We start from the raw sequence: 18,998 nt of genomic DNA, 5'->3' as shown, positions 1-18,998 counted from the left end.
TCTCCGATCATTGGCATTGTCGCATTGGGTCTGGGCGTCGCAAGCGCATTTTTCGCTTGGAAGGCGACCCCTCATCCGTCCTGACTGGTCAAAATCGGGATGTGGATTGCCGGCTTTCTTGCCACCTACGTGGTAATCCCCCTCCTCGAAGTCGTCGCCGTGCTGATCATTCCGCTTATTTCAAACTGAGACACTACCCAATATCGCGGCCGACGACCTCAATTCGTGACCGGTCCGTTCAGGTGCCAAGCCTATCCAGCGAAGCCTCGATTGCCTGCCAAAGCTCTTCGACCGGCTCGCAGCCGACCGACAGACGGACGAAGCCTGGCGGTACGACGTCGCTTCTCTTCGCCCGCCGCTCGGCGGAGGTGTGGACGCCGCCGAAGGACGTTGCCGCCTGCATCAGCGCGCAATTGTTGATGAAATCCTCGGCCTTGTCCTCTGAATCCAGCACGAAGGAAACGAGGAAGCCGAAGCGCTCCATCTGGGCGCGGGCAAGATTGTGGGACGGGTCGCCTTCAAGTCCGGGATAGCGCAGGCCGCTGACCGCTTTGTGACCTTGCAGCCGCCGCGCCAGCACTTCCGCCGAAGAGCACATGCGGTCGAAGCGCACGTCGAGCGTTTCCAAGCCGCGATGCACCAGCCACGCCTCGAATGGGCCGGGAATGGCGCCCGACACCTCGCGCCAACCGGAAACCGCGGCGATGATGTCCGCATTGCGGCTGGCGACATGGCCGAACAGCACATCGGAATGGCCGTTGGGCGCCTTGGTGTCGGCGGCAATGACGATATCGGCGCCGAAATCGAGGGGACGCTGGCCGAAAGGCGTCATCGTCGTGTTGTCGACGGCGAGGATTGCGCCCGCTTTGTGCACGGCTTCGGCGACAGCGGTAATGTCACAGATGTCCAGTCCCGGATTGGCCGGGGTCTCGACGAAAGCAAGGCGATAGCCGTCGAAGCCGCCGTCGAGGAAGCTCGATGTCGGGCGGACATCGTAGGCAATGTCGAAAGACCTCAGGAAGCGATCGGCCAGCGCCCTTGTGGTGTGATAGCCGTCCGCGGGCAGCAAAATGCGATCGCCTGCCTTGAGCAATCCGAAAAACACCGCCGAGATCGCGGCCATTCCCGAGGGAAAGCCGACGCATGGCGCGTCTTCCAGATGCGCCAGCATGTGCTCGACGGCCCTCCAGGTAGGATTGTCGTATCGGCCGTATTCATCAAGGCCCGCAGCATCGCCCGGTGTGTGAAAAATGGCGGCCATGGTCAAGGGCAAGGGAATTGGATCGCCCTTGGCAAGCCCACCGCGACGCAGGTGAGGAAGTGCCGCAGCGCGTGACCTGGCTGTTTCAGACATCGATTCAAACCTTGTTTCTGCAGCGGACCCTACCGTCAGGTCACGGCCTGCAGCAAGCGGCGTCCGGTTGGGCCAAGCGGCTCTAAACGCTTCGTTAGGCTTAATGGAGGATAAACACGGGAGTGCCGTCAAAGTCGCTCTCACCGGTTGTGGCGCGCGCGTTTATGAAGCCTGTTCCCGTTGACGCCCATAATGCCCCATGATATCCCATATCGATATTCAAGCCTTCGTTCCGCGTCAGGGTGAAGCGTACGCCAATCGGGCAGCCGCGGCGGCTGCGCGTTTGCCCGCTTTCACCCCTCGGAGCGGCATGGATTTCGGGCGGGGACCGCGCTGCGGCGGCGCGGACGGCAAAATGCAGAGGGGTGCGGCGGCGCAAGCAGCTGTAACGCGTAATGGACCGGTTTCTGTCGAACGCGGTGAACAGGATCGATGCGAAGGGACGAGTGTCCGTTCCGGCGCATTTCCGCGCGGTCGTGCAGAAGCGTGGCTATTCGGAGCTCTATGCGCTGCGTTGCCTGGACCGTCCGGCGATGGATGTCGGCGGGCTCGACCTGCTCGACCGCTACGAGCAGCGCATCGCCCAGGAAGACCCCTTCCTGCAGACGGCGGACGACATGTCGTTCTTCTGCCATGGCGACGGGACGTTCCTGAAACTCGATCAGGACGGACGCATCACAATGAGCGATTTCATCCGCGAGCACACAGGCATATCGGCGGAAGTGGCCTTTGTCGGTCGCGGCAATTTCTTTCAGATCTGGGAGCCTGGGCGGCTTGCAACCTACGGGGCGGAAGCGCGCGCGCGGCTTTTGCAGCTTCGGCAGGGGACGAAGCCCGGGGAGCGACCGGAATGATGGCGGGTCACGGCGATGATATCAACGCCGTTGGCGGACCGGCCCGCCACATTCCGGTCCTCCTTGCCGAGGTGCTGGAGGCGCTTTCGCCCAAGGCCGGCGAGGTGATCGTCGATGGCACATTCGGCGCCGGCGGTTACACCAGGGCCATTCTGGCGAGCGGCGCCTCGGTCGTGGCCATCGATCGCGATCCGGATGCGATCGCGGCGGGACGGGACCTCGAAGCACGGTCGGACGGCAAGCTCCGGCTTGTCCACGCGCCATTCTCGATGCTGGACGAGCAGGTCGAAAGCGCCGACGGCGTGGTGCTCGATATCGGCGTCTCCTCGATGCAGATCGACCAGGCGGAGCGCGGCTTTTCGTTTCGCGCCGACGGACCGCTCGACATGCGCATGGCGCAGGCTGGCCTGAGTGCCGCCGATGTCGTCAACTCCTTCAAGGCGGGCGATCTTGCCCGCATCTTCGGTTTCCTCGGCGAGGAGCGCCATGCCGGCCGCATCGCCCGCATGATCGAGAGCCACCGCGAAAAACGCCCGTTCGAGCGGACGCTCGATCTTGCCGATGCCATCGAGACGCATATCGGCCGCGCCCCCAAGGACAAGATCCATCCGGCGACCCGCGTCTTCCAGGCGCTGCGCATCTTCGTCAATGACGAACTCGGCGAACTGGCCAAGGCGCTGTTCGCGGCCGAGCGCGTGCTGAAGCCGGGCGGGCGACTGGCCGTGGTGACGTTTCATTCGCTGGAAGATCGCATCGTCAAGCGCTTCATCGCCGACCGCGCCGATAAGGTGACCGGGTCGCGGCATATGCCCGAGGCGCAGGCGCGCCTGGCCACCTTCCGCAAGGCGGGCGGCGGGGTGACGCCCGGCGATGCCGAGATAGCGGCCAATCCGCGGGCGCGTTCGGCAAGGCTGCGCGCCGCCATCCGCACCGAGGCGCCGGCGCGCGCCGGCGACTTTGCGATTTTCGGCCTGCCAAAACTTCCCAGCACAGAACTTCCCGGCGCCAATCGGCCGGGAGAGAGGTGAGCACGTGTTTCGTACCAGCGACATAGTCCTGATCGCCGTCATGGTCTCGGCCGCGGCTCTGACCTACAAGACCAAGCGCGAGGCCGAGGAACAATTGGCGGCGGTGCACAAGGTCCAGGCGCAGATCCGCTACGAGGAGGACACGATCGACCTCTTGAAGGCGGACTGGAGCCTGCTGACCCAGCCGGCGCGCCTGCAGAAGCTGACCGAGATCTACAAATCGCAGCTTGGCCTGGAGCCGGTCAACGCGCGCCAGATCGTCGGCCTGGACGACCTGCCGGCCAAGCCGGTCAACATAGAGGACCTTTCGTCCCAGCGCCTCGGCGGCATGGCCGACAATTCCGGCAAAGGATCATTGGACGGCAAGGATCCCGTCGTCACCGGGGGCATCGTGCAATGATCGCCAGACTTCCAATGATTTCCCGACTTGCAACGATCGCCAGACTTCCGCCGAGGCTGCTGGGGCGCCGCGCGTCCGGCGAAGGCGGCTCGATCGTCGTCGAAGGCGCCCGCAAGGCGACCGGGGGCAAGGGCAGGACCCGCGTCGTGATGACGATGGCGGTGTTCTTCGGCATCTATGCGACCATTGCCGGGCGGCTGGTCTATCTCGGTTTCCAGAATCCCGATCTGTCCGGCGGTCCGCAGAGCCGGGTGACGGCGTCGCGGCCCGATATCGTCGACCGCAATGGCGAGGTTCTGGCGACGGACATCAAGACGGCATCGCTGTTTGCCGAGCCGCGCCGCATCGTCGACGCAGACGAGGCGATCGAAAAACTGTCGACGGTGCTTCCCGAAATCGACTACGAGCAGACCTATCACAAGCTGAAGAGCGGCGCAGGCTTCGTTTGGCTGCAGCGGCAACTGACGCCCAAGCAGCAGTCCGACATCATGCAACTCGGCATCCCCGGCATCGGCTTTCGCACCGAAAAGCGCCGCTTCTACCCGGCCGGCGAGACCTCGTCCTACATTGTCGGCCTCACCAATATCGACAATCAAGGCATCTCCGGCATGGAGAAGTACATAGACGAACAGGGGCTGAGCGACCTTCAGGCCTCGGGCCTGGCAATTGCCAAGGATCTGAAGCCGGTGCAACTCTCGATCGACCTGCGCGTCCAGCATATCGTGCGCGACGAGATCGCCACCGGCATGGAGAAGTACCGTGCGATCGCGGCCGGCGCCGTCGTGCTCAACGTCAAGACCGGCGAAGTGGTGGCGATGGCCTCGGTGCCGGACTTCGATCCGAACAATCCCTATAACGCGCAGGACAAGGACCGGCTGAACCGCATGTCGGCCGGCCTTTACGAGATGGGCTCGACCTTCAAGAGCTTCACCACCGCCATGGCGCTCGATTCTGGCAAGGTAACGATGGAAAGCCGTTTTGACGCCAGCCGTCCGATCAGGATTGGCCATCAGACCATCCATGATTTCCATGGCAAGGGCCGGGTGCTGTCGGTGCCGGAAGTGTTCATCTATTCCTCCAACATCGGCTCGGCCAAGGAGGCCGAAGCGGTGGGCATCGACGGGCATCGCGAATTCCTGCATCGCCTGGGCATCCTCGAAAAGATGCAGACCGAATTGCCGGAGGTCGCCCGCCCGACCGAGCCCAAGGTCTGGAAACAGGTCACTTCGATCACGGTCGCCTTCGGCCACGGCGTGTCGACGACGCCGCTGCAGACCGCGGTCGGTTGCGCCGCGCTGATGAACGGCGGCTACCTGATCGAGCCGACTTTCCTGACGCGCACGCAGGAGCAGGCGATGTCGGTGGCCAAGAAGGTGGTCAGCGAAAAGACCGTCGAGGGCATGCGCTATCTCTACGCGCTCAATGCCGAGAAGGGGTCGGGTAGGAATGCCAGGGTCCCGGGCTACCGCGTCGGCGGCAAGACGGGAACGGCGGAGAAGGTGGTCAACGGCCGCTACTCCAAGGATAAGAATTTCAACGCCTTCGTCGCGGCTTTCCCGATGGACGATCCGCAATATATCGTGCTCACGATTGCCGACGAACCGAAGCCCGAAAAGCCCGGCATGGGCGCCACGGCCGCCTCGAATGCGGGCGTCATGGCCGCAAACATCATCCGACGTTCGGCTTCCATGCTTGGCGTGAAGCCAGATTTCAGCCATGAAAATGGTGCAACGCTGGTTTCCTATCAGTGATTCTTAGGGCGCGCCGGCAACAGCGCGCTATTTTGTTGAGATGAACGGGGTTCGATGAAGCTGAAAGATTTAGCCGGTGTCCTGCCTGTCGAGGGGATAGCTTCCCCCGATACGGAGGTTACCGGGATTTCGTCGGATTCCCGCACGGTCAAAACCGGCGTCGTCTTTTTCGCGCTCGCCGGCACCAAGGCGGACGGCGCGGCCTATGCCGCCGATGCCGCTAGGCGGGGTGCTGCAGCGATCGTGGCTAGCAAGGGCAGCGCCATTGCCGGACTGCCGGTGCCGGTTCTTGCTGTCGACGATCCGCGCCTGGCGCTGGCGCTGAGTGCGGCCCGTTATTTCGGCAAGCAGCCGCAGACCATGGTCGCGGTGACCGGCACCAGCGGCAAGACGTCGGTCGCCGCCTTCACCAGGCAGATCTGGGAGCAGTCGGGGTTTGCCGCCGCTTCGATCGGCACCACCGGCGTGGTGGCGCCGGGCCGCAATGAATATGGCTCACTGACCACGCCGGATCCGGTCGCTTTGCACCTTCTGCTCAAGGAATTGGCCGATGCCGGCGTCACCCACGCGTCGATGGAAGCCTCCAGCCATGGGCTCGACCAACGCCGGCTCGACGGCGTGAGGCTGGCCGCCGGCGGCTTCACCAATCTTGGCCGCGACCATATGGACTATCATCCGACGGTCGAGGACTATCACCGCGCCAAGCTGCGCCTGTTCGACGCGCTGCTGCCGAAGGGCGCGCCGGCCGTCATCTTTGCCGACGATCCGTGGTCGGAACCAACGATCAAGGCGGCATGGGCGGCGGGGCTGAACGTGCTGACGGTCGGTCGCCATGGCGAATTCCTGCGGCTGAAGCGGGTCGAGCACGAGCGCTACCGCCAGCGCGCCGAGGTGGAGGTCGACGGCGTACTTCACGAAGTCGACCTGCCGTTGGCCGGCGATTTCCAGATCGCCAACGCGCTGGTCTCGGCGGGCCTCGCCATCGCCACCGGAACAACTGCCGCCAAGGTCTTGATGGCGTTGGAAAAACTGAAGGGCGCACCGGGCCGGCTGGACCTCGTTGGAACGACGTCCAATGGCGCGCCGGTCTATGTCGACTACGCGCACAAGCCGGATGCGCTGGAAAACGTGCTGGCTTCGGTGCGGCCCTTCACCACGGGCCGCGTCATCGTCGTGTTCGGCTGTGGCGGCGACCGCGACCGTGGCAAGCGGCCGATCATGGGCGAGATCGCCACCCGGCTCGCCGATGTCGTCATCGTCACCGACGACAATCCGCGCTCGGAAGTGCCCGAAACGATCCGCGCCGCCATCCTAGCGGCTGCGCCCGGGGCCATCGAGATCGGCGACCGGCGCAAGGCGATCCACGAGGCGGTCGCCATGCTTCATGCCGGCGATACGCTGATCGTGGCCGGCAAGGGCCATGAGGAAGGCCAGACCATAGGTACTGAGACGCTGCATTTTTCCGACCATGAGGAAGTCCGCTCGGCGCTTCGGGAACGCGCCGCATGAGTTTCCTGTGGACCTCCGCGGATATGGTTACCGCCATGGACGGACGGCCGCTTGGTCCGATGCCGGAAGGTGTCACCGGCATCTCGATCGACAGCCGTAGCCTGGCGGCGGGCGAGGCTTTCTTCGCCATCAGGGGCGAGGCGATGGACGGCCATGATTTCGCGACCGCCGCCATTAAGGCCGGCGCCGGCGTGCTGGTCGTCGCCGAGGGCAAATTGCCGGCGCTCGGGCGGCTGACGGCGCCGATGATCGTCGTGCCGGACGTGCTGGTGGCACTTGAAAAACTCGGCGTTGCCGCTCGTGCCCGTTCCAACGCCAAGATCATCGCGGTGACCGGTTCGGCAGGCAAGACCACCACCAAGGAGGCACTGCGCCATGGGCTGTCGGCTGTCGGCAAGGTGCATGCCTCGGCGCAATCGTTCAACAACCATTGGGGCGTGCCGCTGACGCTGGCGCGGATGCCGGCCGACTGCGACTATGCCGTCTTCGAGATCGGCATGAACCATCCGGACGAGATCCGGCCGCTGGTCAAGATGGTCCGGCCGCATGTCGCCATCATCACCTTGATCGCGGCGGCGCATCTCGGCTTCTTCCGCAACCTCGACGAGATCGCCAAGGCCAAGGCCGAGATTTTCGAAGGTCTGGAGCCGGGCGGCGCGGCACTGCTCAACCGTGACGATCCGCGTTCCAAGCTGCTTGGCAAGATGGCAAAGGACGCCGGCGTCGAGCATATCTATGGTTTTGGGGAAAATGCCCGCGCCACCTTCAAGCTGGTCAAATGCGTGCTGCATGCCGACCATTCGGTCATCACCGCCAAAATCGGCGGGCAGGAGGTCACGGCGCGTATCGGCGCGCCCGGCCGCCATATGGTGCAGAATGTGCTGGCGGTGCTCGGCGCCGCGCATCTGGTCGGCGCCGATATCGCCCGGGTGGCGATGGCGCTGGCCGATCTTTCGGCCGAACGCGGACGCGGCAAGCGCCATGTGCTGCGCCACCCCAAGGGATCGATCACGCTGATCGACGAGAGCTACAACGCCAATCCGGCGTCGATGAGTGCTGCAATGGCGCTGCTCAATGCGACGCCTGTGTCGGGCGAAGGCAGGCGCATTGCCGTGCTTGGCGACATGCTGGAACTCGGCGACCACTCGGCGAAGCTGCATGCCGCGCTGGCCGATCTCATCGTCGGCACCGGCACAAGCACAGTCTTTCTCGGCGGCCCGGAAATGCGGGCGCTGGCCGACATCCTGCCAGACGAGATCAATACGGAATATCGCGCCGGCGCAGAGGATTTGAAACCGGTGCTGTTGTCGACATTGAAGCCTGGCGACGTGGTGATGGTCAAATCGTCGAAAGGCATCGGTTTTTCAAAGCTGGTCGAGGCATTGCTCGGCAAATTTCCGGCGCAAGCCACAACCAGTAAACAGACCTAGGGTCAGTCCCGGGGGACCGAAACGCATGTTAACACTGCTCGTCGATTTCGCGGACAAGATCTCGGTCTTCAATGTCTTCCGTTACATTACCTTCCGTACCGGCGGGGCGCTGATCACCTCGGCGCTGATCGTCTTCATCTTCGGACCAGCCATCATCAACTCGCTGCGGCTCAGGCAAGGCAAGGGCCAGCCGATCCGCGCCGACGGGCCGCAGACGCATTTCAAGAAGGCCGGCACCCCGACCATGGGCGGGCTGATGATCCTGTGCGGCATCGTCGGCTCCTCGCTTTTGTGGGCCAACCTTTCCAGCATCTACGTCTGGGTCGTGCTGCTGGTGACGCTCGGTTTCGGCTCGATCGGCTTTTACGACGACTATCTCAAGGTGACCAAGCAATCGCATCTCGGCTTTTCCGGCAAGGCGCGGCTGGGGCTCGAATTCGTCATCGCCGGCATTGCCGCCTGGGTGATCATGCATAACGGCCAGGCGCCGTTCTCATCGTCCCTGACCTTTCCCTTCGCCAAGGAATTTCTCATCAATCTCGGCTGGTTCTTCATCCCGTTCTCCTGCTTCGTCATTGTCGGCGCCGGCAATGCGGTGAACCTGACAGACGGCCTCGACGGGCTGGCGATCGTGCCGATCATGATCGCGGCGGCGTCCTTCGGCGTCATTGCCTACCTCTCCGGCAACGCGGTGTTCGCCGAATATCTGCAGATCCATTTCGTGCCCGGCACCGGCGAACTGGCGGTGGTTCTCGGCGCGGTGATCGGCGCCGGCCTCGGCTTCCTGTGGTTCAACGCACCGCCGGCGGCGATCTTCATGGGCGATACCGGCTCGCTGGCGCTGGGCGGGCTGATCGGCACGGTCGCGGTCGCCACCAAGCATGAGATCGTGCTGGTCATCGTCGGCGGGTTGTTCGTGGTGGAAATCCTGTCGGTGATCATCCAGGTCGGCTACTTCAAGATGACCGGCAAGCGCGTGTTCCTGATGGCGCCGATCCATCATCATTTCGAAAAGCTCGGCTGGACCGAGAGCCAGGTGGTGATCCGCTTCTGGATCATCGCGGTCATCCTGGCATTGGTCGGCCTATCGACCCTGAAGCTCAGATAGGAGGCCGCTTGATCCCCGCAGCATCCCTCGCCGGCAAACGCGTTTCGCTCTTCGGGCTCGGCGGCTCGGGGATCGCCACGGCGCGCGCGCTGATCGAGGGCGGGGCGGACGTGCTGGCCTGGGACGACAATCCCGACAGCGTCGCCAAGGCAGGCGCCGTCGGCATTGCGACCGCCGACCTGCGCGGCGCCGACTGGACGAAATTCTCGGCTTTCGTGCTGTCGCCCGGCGTGCCGCTGACGCATCCGAAGCCGCATTGGAGCGTGGAGCTGGCGCGCGGCTCGGGTGTCGAGATCATCGGCGACATCGAGCTTTTCTGCCGCGAGCGGACCTTACGGGCGCCGGCTGCACCCTTCATCGCCATCACCGGCACCAATGGCAAATCGACGACTACGGCGCTGACGGCGCATATCCTGAAATCCGCGGCGCGCGACACGCAGATGGGCGGCAATATCGGCCGCGCGGTGATGACGCTCGATCCGCCGGAGCCGGCGCGGCATTATGTCGTGGAATGCTCGTCCTATCAGATCGACCTGGCGCCCTCGATCAATCCAACCGCGGGCGTCCTGCTCAACCTGACGCCGGATCATCTCGACCGTCATGGCACCATGCAGCACTACGCCGCGATAAAGGAACGGCTGGTGGCGGGTAGCGAGGTGGCAATCGTCGGCATCGACGATTCCTGGTGCGCCCAGATCGCCGACCGGCTGGAGCGGGCGGGCCGGCATGTCATCCGCATTTCCAAGCGCTTGCCGCTGACCGACGGCTATTTCGCCAGTGGCACCGACCTGATGGAGGCGGTGCATGGCCGCTTCAGCCGCGTCGCCTTTCTCGAAGGCATCGGTTCGCTGCGTGGCCAGCACAATGCGCAGAACGCGCTGGCCGCCGTGGCCGCCTGCCTCAAGGTCGGGCTCTCGCTCGGCGAGATCCAGTCGGGCCTGGAAAGCTTCCCCGGACTGGCGCACCGCATGGAGCAGGTCGGCCGCAAGGGCCATGTGCTGTTCATCAACGATTCCAAGGCGACCAATGCCGATGCGGCGGCACCGGCCCTGTCGAGCTTCAACCGCATCTACTGGATCGCCGGCGGACTGGCCAAGGAAGGCGGCATCGAGCCGTTGCGCGGCTTCTTCCCGCGCATCGCCAAGGCCTATCTGATCGGCGATGCCGCGCCGGCCTTTTCGGCGACGCTGGGCGAGGCGGTGCCTTACGAGATATCGGGCACGCTTGCCGCGGCGGTGGAGCATGCCGCAAGGGATGCGGCCAGGGAAAGTGGCGGCGAGGCAGTGGTGCTGCTTTCGCCGGCCTGCGCCAGTTTCGACCAGTTCAGGAATTTCGAAGTTCGCGGCGACGCGTTCAGGCAAGCCGCGAACGCCATTGATGGCGTCAAGCCCATCGGAGGGACACGATAATGCAAAGCCGTCTCGACAAAAGCCCGGTCGCCACCTGGTGGTGGACGGTCGATCGCTGGTTCCTGGCAGCGTTCCTGTCGCTGATGGGGCTTGGCATCGTGCTCTCCTTCGCGGCCAGCCCGGCGGTGGCCCAGCGCATCGGCCTCGACAGCTTCCACTTCGCCACACGGCAGATCATCTTCACCATTCCCGCACTTGGCGTGATGCTGGCCGTTTCCTTCATGGAATCGCGGCAGATCAGACGCATGGCGCTGGTGATGCTCGGCATCACGCTGGTCCTGATGGTGGCGGTGCTCTATATCGGCGTCGAGGTGAAGGGTGCGCGGCGCTGGGTGTCGTTTGCCGGCCTGTCGATCCAGCCGTCGGAATTCCTGAAGCCGGCCTTCGTCATCATCTGCGCCTGGCTGTTTGCCGAGCACAAGCGTCAGCCCGACATTCCAGGCAATCTGTTCGCCATGCTGCTGCTGGCCCTGGTCATATCGCTGCTGGTGGCGCAGCCGGATTTCGGTCAGACCATGCTGGTGCTCGGCACCTGGGGGGTGATGTTCTTCATGGCCGGATTGCCGTGGCTGTGGATCATCGCGCTGGGCGCTGCCGGCATTGGCGGCGTGTTCGCCGCCTATACGGTGTTTCCGCACGTCGCCGGCCGCATCGACCGTTTCATGACCGGCGAAGGCGATACGTTCCAGGTCGACATGGGTCGCGAGGCGCTGATCAATGGCGGCTGGTTCGGCGTCGGGCCGGGCGAGGGCACCGTCAAGCGGGTGATACCGGACAGCCACGCCGACTTCGTCTTCTCGGTCGCCGGCGAGGAATTCGGACTGATCATGTGCTTCTTCATTATGTCCATCTTCGCCTTCATCGTGCTGCGCGGCCTCAACACGGCGCTCAAGGAGCAGGATGATTTCACGCGCTATGCGGTTGGCGGCCTGGTCACCGTTTTCGGCCTGCAGTCGGTCATCAACATGGCCGTCAATCTGCAACTGATGCCGGCCAAGGGCATGACCTTGCCGTTCATCTCCTATGGCGGCTCCTCGCAGATCGCCATCGCCATCTCGATGGGCATGGTGCTGGCGCTGACGCGCAAACGGCCGGAACGGCGCAAGCAGATGGGTTTTGCGCCGCCGACGCGCGCCATGCCGGCGGAATGAAATGGCCAAGGGGGTCGTTCTTCTGGCGGCAGGCGGCACCGGCGGGCATCTGTTCCCGGCCGAGGCGCTGGCGCACGAACTGAACCGGCGCGGCTGGACGGTGCATCTGGCCACCGACGATCGTGCCGAGCGTTTTGCCGGCCAGTTCCCGGCAGCCAGCATCCATCCGATCCAGTCGGCGACGATGGGTTCAAAAAATCCTTTCGCCGTGCTTGCCGCCTTCTGGAAGATCTGGGGCGGGGTGCGCCAGGCCTCCTCGGTGATCGGACGGATCAAGCCCGCCGTGGTCGTCGGCTTCGGCGGTTATCCGACGCTGCCGCCGCTCTATGCGGCGACGCGGCGCAAGGTGCCGACGCTGATCCACGAGCAGAACGCGGTGATGGGGCGCGCCAACCGGGCGCTGGCCGGCCGCGTCGATGCCATTGCCGGCGGATTCCTGCCGCAGGATGCAAGTGCCGCCGGCGCCAAGACGGTGACGACAGGCAATCCGGTCAGGCCGCAAGTGCTGGAGGCGGCAAGGACGCCCTACAGTACATCCGCGGGCAAGCAACCGTTCCGGTTCCTGGTGTTCGGCGGCAGCCAGGGCGCACAGTTCTTTTCCGATGCCGTGCCGGCGGCGATAGCGCTGCTTTCGGACGCACAACGCAAGCGGCTGGTGATTACCCAGCAGGCACGCGCCGAGGATGTGGAGAAGGTGAAGGCTGCCTATGCCGCGCTTGGCATCGAGGCCGAGGTGTCACCCTTCTTCACCGACATGGCGGCGCGCCTGGCGGCGGCGCATCTGGTGATGTCGCGATCCGGTGCATCGACCGTTTCGGAAATCGCCGTGGTCGGCCGCCCGGCATTGTTGGTGCCCTATCCGCATGCGCTCGACCACGACCAGGCGGCCAATGCCGCGGCCCTGGCCGCGGCAGGCGGCGCCGAGGTGCATCCGCAATCCTCGCTATCGTCCGAGTGCATAGCGCAGCTGGTCGGCGGCCTGATGGACGATCCGGAACGGCTCGCCGCCATGGCGGCGGCGGCGAAATCGGCCGGAAAACCGGATGCGGCGCGGTTGCTCGCCGATCTGACAGAGGCTATTGCGTCGAAGAAAACCGTTTCGGAATTCAGGAAGGAGACGCATTGATGAAGATGCCGCAGACGATCGGCCTTGTGCATTTCATCGGCATTGGCGGTATCGGCATGAGCGGCATCGCCGAGGTGCTGCACAATCTCGGCTACAAGGTGCAAGGATCCGACCAGGCCGACAGCGCCAACGTGCAGCGGCTGCGCGACAAGGGCATCGAGTGTTTCGTCGGCCATCACGCAGACAATCTCGGTGACGCCGAGGTGGTCGTCGTTTCGACCGCGATCAAGAAATCCAACCCGGAACTGAAGGCCGCGCGCGAAAAGCTGCTGCCCATCGTGCGGCGCGCCGAAATGCTGGCCGAATTGATGCGCTTCCGCCAGGCGGTGGCGATCGGCGGTACGCATGGTAAGACGACGACGACCTCGATGGTGGCGACGCTGCTCGAAGCCGGCGGGCTCGACCCGACCGTGATCAATGGCGGCATCATCAATGCCTATGGCACCAACGCCCGCATGGGCGACGGCGAGTGGATGGTGGTCGAGGCCGACGAGAGCGACGGCACCTTTCTCAAGCTGCCGGCCGACATCGCCGTCGTCACCAATATCGATCCCGAGCATCTCGACCATTACGGCTCCTTCGACAATGTGCGCGAGGCGTTCCGCCAGTTCGTCGAGAACGTGCCGTTCTACGGTTTCGGCGTCATGTGCACCGACCATCCGGAAGTGCAGGCGCTGGTCGGCCGCATCGAGGACCGGCGCGTTATCACCTATGGCGAGAATGCGCAGGCCGATGTGCGCTTCACCAACCACCGCATGGCGGGTGCGACCTCGGAGTTCGACGTGGTGATCCGCGACCGCAAGACGCGCGGCCAGACGACGATATCGGATCTGCGCCTGCCGATGCCTGGCCGCCACAACGTCGCCAACGCGACGGCGGCGATCGCCGTGGCGCATGAGCTCGGCCTTTCCGCGGAGGCGATCAAGAAGGGCCTGTCGTCCTTCGCCGGCGTCAAGCGCCGCTTCACCCACACCGGCTCGTGGAACGGCGTCGACGTGTACGACGATTACGGCCACCATCCGGTCGAGATCTCGGCGGTGCTGAAGGCGGCGCGCAGCGCCACCAAGGGCCGCGTCATCGCCATTGCCCAGCCGCATCGCTTCACCCGGCTGCATGATCTGTTCAACGAGTTTTCCACCTGCTTCAACGACGCCGACACGGTGATGGTGGCGCCGGTCTACGCGGCGGGCGAAGAGCCGATCGACGGGGTGACATCGGAGGCGCTGGTGTCGCGCATCCGCGCCGGCGGCCATCGCGACGCGCGCTACATCGAAGGCCCGGCGGCCATCGCGCCGGTTATCCGCGATCTGGCCAAACCAGGCGACTTCGTCGTCTTCCTCGGCGCCGGCAACATCACCCAATGGGCCTATGCATTGCCCAGGGAACTCGGCGGAAGCGTGTCATGATGCGCGGCCAGGCGTTGATCGACAAGCTTGGCGACCGGCTTGCCGGCCTGCGCGGCCGCATCACGCCGAATGCCGAGATGGACAAGATCACCTGGTTTCGCGCCGGCGGACTGGCCGACGCATTGTTCCAGCCGGCGGACGAGGACGATCTCGCCGCATTCCTGAGAGCGGTTCCCGAAGAGATCCCGCTGACCATCGTCGGCGTCGGCTCGAACCTTCTGGTGCGCGACGGCGGCGTGGCGGGCTTCGTGATCCGGCTTTCGGCCAAGGGTTTTGGCGAGGCCGAGGCGATCGGCCCGACGACGATCAAGGCGGGCGCCGCCACGCCCGACAAGCGCCTTGCCGCCGTCGCCTACGAGGCGGGCATCGGCGGCTTCCACTTCTACCATGGCATTCCGGGCGCCATCGGCGGCGCGCTGCGGATGAACGCCGGCGCCAATGGCGTCGAGACGCGCGAGCGCGTCGTCGAGGTGCGGGCGCTCGACCGCAAGGGCAATGCGCACACGCTGAGCAACGCCGATATGGGCTACGCTTATCGCCATTCGGCGGCACCTTCCGGGCTAATCTTCACCTCGGCTGTGTTCGAAGGCACGCAGGAAGACAAGGCCACCATCAAGGCGGCGATGGATGCCGTCCAGCACCATCGCGAGACCGTGCAGCCGATCCGCGAAAAGACCGGCGGCTCGACCTTCAAGAATCCGGAAGGCACCTCGGCCTGGAAGGAGATCGACAAGGCGGGGTGCCGGGGGCTGATGATCGGCGGCGCGCAGATGTCGCCGATGCACTGCAACTTCATGATCAACACCGGAACCGCGACCGGCTACGACCTTGAATATCTCGGCGAGACGGTGCGCACGCGCGTGCTCGAGAATTCAGGCATCCGGCTGCAATGGGAAATCAAGCGCATCGGCGAGTTCCGGCCGGGGCATGCGGTACAAGAGTTTCTGGGGCAATTGCTTTAGCGCGGCCTGATGTTCATGTAATACTTGAACTTCAAACGATGTGAATCACCGCGCGACCGTTGCGTCAAAGACTCACAACGCAATTTTTATGGCCGTTTTCACGGAAAGTGAATCTCTCGGAATCGTAAGCACTTGCCAGTGAATCAACTCTCTGATTCTCTGCCTGAAAGCGTTTCCTGATTTGAGTCGTTCGACGCGTTCCCGCGTTTTCCGTCTGGGGGGCAACCTGCCGGGAGACTCGGACTCAAGGTTGCGGAATCGTGGGAGCAAAGACTGCTCTGATCGAGAGATGCCGGCCCGCCGTGAGAGGGGATGACGGGAATGAAAAGTAAGCATGTGGCCGTTCTGCTAGGGGGATTCTCGTCCGAGCGGCCCGTGTCTCTGTCCTCGGGGAAAGCGTGTGCCGATACGCTCGAGAATGAAGGCTACCGGGTCACTCGCCTCGACGTCACGCGCGATGTCGGATCGGTGCTGGCCGAACTCAAGCCCGACGTCGCCTTCAATGCGCTGCATGGCCCTTTCGGCGAGGACGGCACCATCCAAGGCATCCTCGAATATCTGGGGATTGCCTATACCCATTCGGGCGTGCTCGCTTCGGCGCTGGCCATGAACAAGGAACAGGCCAAGAAGATCGCCAAGGCCTCCGGGATTCCGGTGGCGGAATCGAAGGTGACGAACCGCTTCGCCATCCAGAACAAGCATCCGATGAAGCCGCCCTATGTGGTCAAGCCGGTCAGCGAAGGGTCGAGCTTCGGCGTCGTCATCGTGCATGAGGGCCAGTCACATCCGCCGCAGGTCATCGGCTCGTCCGACTGGAAATATGGCGATACCGTCATGGTGGAGCGCTACATCCACGGACGGGAGCTGACCTGCGCGGTGATGGGCGATGTGGCGCTCGGCGTCTGCGAGATCATCCCGACCGGCCATTCCTTCTACGACTATGATTCAAAATATGTCGCGGGCGGATCAAAACACGAATGCCCGGCAAAAATTTCACCGAATATTTACCAAAAAATACAGACACTGGCGCTCAAGGCTCACCAAGCCGTCGGTTGCCGGGGCGTTTCCCGATCGGACTTCCGCTATGACGATCGTCACTCCGAAAACGGCGAAATTGTCTGGCTCGAGATCAACACTCAGCCTGGCATGACGCCGACATCCTTGGTGCCTGAAATCGCCGCGCAAGCGGGACACTCGTTCGGCGATTTATTGAGTTGGATGGTGGAGGACGCTTCGTGTTTGCGTTGAGGTGGGGACAGGGCAAGGAGAAGGGCGCGGCCGGGCCGACGCTGTTCGGCATGCCGTTGTCGTTCGACCATTTCGTATTGCCGCGCCTGCTTCGCCGGCCGGTGCGCGTTCTGGCGCGCCTGGGCGAGGGCGATTTCGAGGCGCCGCCTTTCTCCGCCGCAATCCTGTCGGCGGTGCTGCTGGCGTCGGCTGGCGCCTATGGCGCCTATCTCGGCGGACATGTCGACAGCATCGTCCAGGGCGTCACTGCCCGCGCCGGCTTTGCTGTCGATCAGATCAAGGTGGTCGGCAATCGTGAAACCTCCGAGATCGATATACTGGACAGGCTGGAGCTCGACGGCTGGACCTCGCTGATCGGCTTCGACGCCGAGGCCGCGCGCGAGCGCATCGCCACGCTGCCCTGGATCGAGGTTGCGGCGGTGCGCAAGGTCTATCCGCACACGCTGGAGGTGCGCGTCGAGGAGCGTGTGCCCTTCGCGCTCTGGCAGCAAGGCAGCGAGCTTTCCGTCATCGAGAAGTCCGGCAATGTGATCGCGCCGTTCTCCGGCGGCAAGCAGGCATTGCTGCCGCTGATCATCGGCGCCGGCGCGCCGGCCATGGCGCCGGATTTCCTTGCCAGGATCAAGAAATATCCAGAGCTTGCCGCGCGGATCAAAGGCTATATCCGCATCGGCGAACGGCGCTGGGACCTGAAGCTGGAAAACGGCATCACCGTCAAGCTTCCCGAGGATGGCGAGGATCAGGCGATCGCCGATCTGATCAGGATGGACCATGAGAACGGGCTTTTGACGCGCGACATCGCCGCCGTCGACATGCGCCTTTCCGATCGTCTCGTCGTCCAGTTGACGCCGGAAGCGGCGACGCAGCGCGAGGCCGCGCTCAATGAAAAGCCCAAAGTACTGAAGCGCAAGCCGGAGACGAACATATGAGCTGGCTTGGCGGCAACAGCGATGCCTCGTCGCGCCGGTCCGGCACCTTGACGGTGCTCGACGTCGGCTCGAGCAAGGTGTGCTGCGTGGTGGCGAAGCTGAAGCCGCGCGACGACGGCAAGCTCTTGCGCGGGCGCTCGCATCGCATCCAGGTGATCGGCATCGGCCATCAGAAATCGCAAGGCGTGAAATCGGGCGTCGTCATCGATCTCGACAGGGCCGAGCACGCCATTCGCCTCGCCGTCGACGCCGCCGAGCGCATGGCCGGGCTGACGGTGGATTCGCTGATCGTCAACATGACGGCCGGCCGGCTGAAGAGCGAGACCTTCTCGGCCACCATCAACCTTGGCGGCCATGAGGCCGACGAGGCCGATATCAAGCGCGTGCTTGCCGCCGGCGCCAAGCAGGCGCTCAGGGCCGAGCGCGAGGTGATCCATTCGCTTCCCGTCGGCTTTTCGCTGGACGCCGAGCGCGGCGTACGCGATCCGCGCGGCATGGTCGGCGATCAGCTCGGCGTCGACATGCATGTGCTGACGGGCGATGCTGCGCCCTTGCGCAACCTGGAACTCTGCATCAACCGCTCGCATCTGTCGGTCGAGCGCATGGTGGCGACGCCCTATGCCAGCGGGTTGGCCGCACTGGTCGACGACGAGCTCGAAATGGGTGCGGCCTGCATCGACATGGGCGGCGGCACCACGACGATTTCGGTGTTTTCGGAAGGCAAGTTCGTGCATGGCGACGCCATCGCCGTCGGCGGCAACCATGTCACGCTGGACATGGCCAAAGGCCTGTCGACCTCGCTCGATGCCGCCGAGCGGCTGAAGGTGATGCATGGCTCGGCGCTGCCCGGCAGTGCCGACGACCGCGACCTGGTGTCGATCCAGCCGATCGGCGAGGAAGGCGAGGTGCCGTTGCAGATACCGCGGTCGGTGATGACGCGCATCATCCGCGCGCGCATCGACGAGACGCTCGAACTGTTGCGCGACCGGCTGAACAAATCCGGCTACGGCAATGCCGTCGGCAAGCGCGTGGTGCTGACCGGTGGCGCCAGCCAGCTCTCCGGCCTGCCGGAGGCGGCGCGCCGCATCCTCGGACGCAATGTGCGCATCGGCCGGCCGCTCGGCGTGGCGGGCCTGCCGGAGGCGGCCAAGGGACCGGCTTTCTCGACGTCGGTCGGGCTTTTGATCTACCCGCAGATGGCCAGCTTCGAGAGCCATCCGGCGAAAGGCATTTCCGGTCTGAGAATGACCGGAACGGGCGGAAAACTGCATCGAATGAGTCAGTGGTTGAGAGACAGTTTCTAATTGACGGGGGCAGCCCCATAGGCGGCCGC

General features: G+C 64.2%; 16 protein-coding genes. 15 read left to right on the top strand and 1 reads right to left on the bottom strand.

Features of this window, described 5'->3' with window-relative positions; translation table 11 throughout:
• Nucleotides 1-238 precede the first annotated feature (238 nt).
• On the bottom strand, nt 239-1,354 hold the full coding sequence (locus C9427_RS18170) for a cystathionine gamma-lyase (RefSeq protein ID WP_107650510.1): 1,116 nt from the start codon (nt 1,352-1,354) through the stop codon (nt 239-241).
• Nucleotides 1,355-1,749: 395 nt separating this feature from the next.
• Here C9427_RS18170 and mraZ point away from each other — a divergent pair, with 395 nt between their 5' ends.
• From mraZ to ftsA, 15 genes are all read left to right on the top strand, one after another.
• Nucleotides 1,750-2,208: a division/cell wall cluster transcriptional repressor MraZ gene (gene mraZ / locus C9427_RS18165; RefSeq protein ID WP_107650509.1), complete on the top strand. Its 459-nt coding sequence runs from the start codon at nt 1,750-1,752 to the stop codon at nt 2,206-2,208.
• Nucleotides 2,205-3,236 (top strand): 16S rRNA (cytosine(1402)-N(4))-methyltransferase RsmH, encoded by a 1,032-nt coding sequence (rsmH, locus tag C9427_RS18160; RefSeq protein ID WP_107650508.1) that lies wholly within the window; start codon nt 2,205-2,207, stop codon nt 3,234-3,236. The genes mraZ and rsmH overlap by 4 nt, the downstream gene beginning before the upstream one ends.
• Before the next feature lie 4 nt (nt 3,237-3,240).
• Nucleotides 3,241-3,636 (top strand): cell division protein FtsL, encoded by a 396-nt coding sequence (gene ftsL / locus C9427_RS18155; RefSeq protein WP_107650507.1) that lies wholly within the window; start codon nt 3,241-3,243, stop codon nt 3,634-3,636.
• Nucleotides 3,633-5,387: a peptidoglycan D,D-transpeptidase FtsI family protein gene (locus C9427_RS18150; protein WP_208636377.1), complete on the top strand. Its 1,755-nt coding sequence runs from the start codon at nt 3,633-3,635 to the stop codon at nt 5,385-5,387. Before ftsL ends, C9427_RS18150 begins: the two co-directional genes overlap by 4 nt.
• Before the next feature lie 54 nt (nt 5,388-5,441).
• The gene (locus tag C9427_RS18145; protein WP_107650506.1) at nt 5,442-6,896 is read left to right on the top strand and encodes a UDP-N-acetylmuramoyl-L-alanyl-D-glutamate--2,6-diaminopimelate ligase; all 1,455 of its coding nucleotides are present in this window, start codon (nt 5,442-5,444) and stop codon (nt 6,894-6,896) included.
• On the top strand, nt 6,893-8,326 hold the full coding sequence (locus C9427_RS18140; RefSeq protein ID WP_107650505.1) for a UDP-N-acetylmuramoylalanyl-D-glutamyl-2,6-diaminopimelate--D-alanyl-D-alanine ligase: 1,434 nt from the start codon (nt 6,893-6,895) through the stop codon (nt 8,324-8,326). Before C9427_RS18145 ends, C9427_RS18140 begins: the two co-directional genes overlap by 4 nt.
• Nucleotides 8,327-8,351: 25 nt before the next feature.
• Complete coding sequence (mraY, locus tag C9427_RS18135) at nt 8,352-9,434, top strand: phospho-N-acetylmuramoyl-pentapeptide-transferase (protein ID WP_097575393.1); 1,083 nt, start codon at nt 8,352-8,354, stop codon at nt 9,432-9,434.
• An 8-nt stretch (nt 9,435-9,442) separates the two neighbouring features.
• Nucleotides 9,443-10,843 carry a UDP-N-acetylmuramoyl-L-alanine--D-glutamate ligase gene (murD, locus tag C9427_RS18130; protein WP_107650504.1) on the top strand — a complete coding sequence of 467 codons (1,401 nt, stop codon included), beginning with the start codon at nt 9,443-9,445 and terminating at the stop codon, nt 10,841-10,843.
• Nucleotides 10,843-11,994, top strand: coding sequence for a putative lipid II flippase FtsW (ftsW, locus tag C9427_RS18125; RefSeq protein WP_107650503.1), 1,152 nt, complete (start codon nt 10,843-10,845; stop codon nt 11,992-11,994). The genes murD and ftsW overlap by 1 nt, the downstream gene beginning before the upstream one ends.
• 1 nt (nt 11,995) lies before the next feature.
• Nucleotides 11,996-13,120, top strand: a complete 1,125-nt coding sequence (gene murG, locus C9427_RS18120) for an undecaprenyldiphospho-muramoylpentapeptide beta-N-acetylglucosaminyltransferase (protein ID WP_107650502.1) — start codon at nt 11,996-11,998, stop codon at nt 13,118-13,120.
• Nucleotides 13,120-14,526 (top strand): UDP-N-acetylmuramate--L-alanine ligase, encoded by a 1,407-nt coding sequence (gene murC / locus C9427_RS18115; RefSeq protein WP_107650501.1) that lies wholly within the window; start codon nt 13,120-13,122, stop codon nt 14,524-14,526. The genes murG and murC overlap by 1 nt, the downstream gene beginning before the upstream one ends.
• Complete coding sequence (gene murB, locus C9427_RS18110; RefSeq protein WP_107650500.1) at nt 14,523-15,488, top strand: UDP-N-acetylmuramate dehydrogenase; 966 nt, start codon at nt 14,523-14,525, stop codon at nt 15,486-15,488. The genes murC and murB overlap by 4 nt, the downstream gene beginning before the upstream one ends.
• Before the next feature lie 321 nt (nt 15,489-15,809).
• The gene (locus C9427_RS18105; RefSeq protein WP_097575399.1) at nt 15,810-16,736 is read left to right on the top strand and encodes a D-alanine--D-alanine ligase; all 927 of its coding nucleotides are present in this window, start codon (nt 15,810-15,812) and stop codon (nt 16,734-16,736) included.
• Nucleotides 16,724-17,665: a cell division protein FtsQ/DivIB gene (locus tag C9427_RS18100; protein WP_107650499.1), complete on the top strand. Its 942-nt coding sequence runs from the start codon at nt 16,724-16,726 to the stop codon at nt 17,663-17,665. The genes C9427_RS18105 and C9427_RS18100 overlap by 13 nt, the downstream gene beginning before the upstream one ends.
• Nucleotides 17,662-18,969: a cell division protein FtsA gene (gene ftsA, locus C9427_RS18095; protein ID WP_107650498.1), complete on the top strand. Its 1,308-nt coding sequence runs from the start codon at nt 17,662-17,664 to the stop codon at nt 18,967-18,969. Before C9427_RS18100 ends, ftsA begins: the two co-directional genes overlap by 4 nt.
• Nucleotides 18,970-18,998: the final 29 nt, after the last annotated feature.

It is taken from the genome of Mesorhizobium helmanticense (assembly GCF_003034915.1).
Lineage (GTDB): Bacteria > Pseudomonadota > Alphaproteobacteria > Rhizobiales > Rhizobiaceae > Mesorhizobium > Mesorhizobium helmanticense.
The sequence above is the reverse complement of the archived record's forward strand: the minus strand, read 5'-3'. Positions and strand labels throughout refer to the sequence as shown.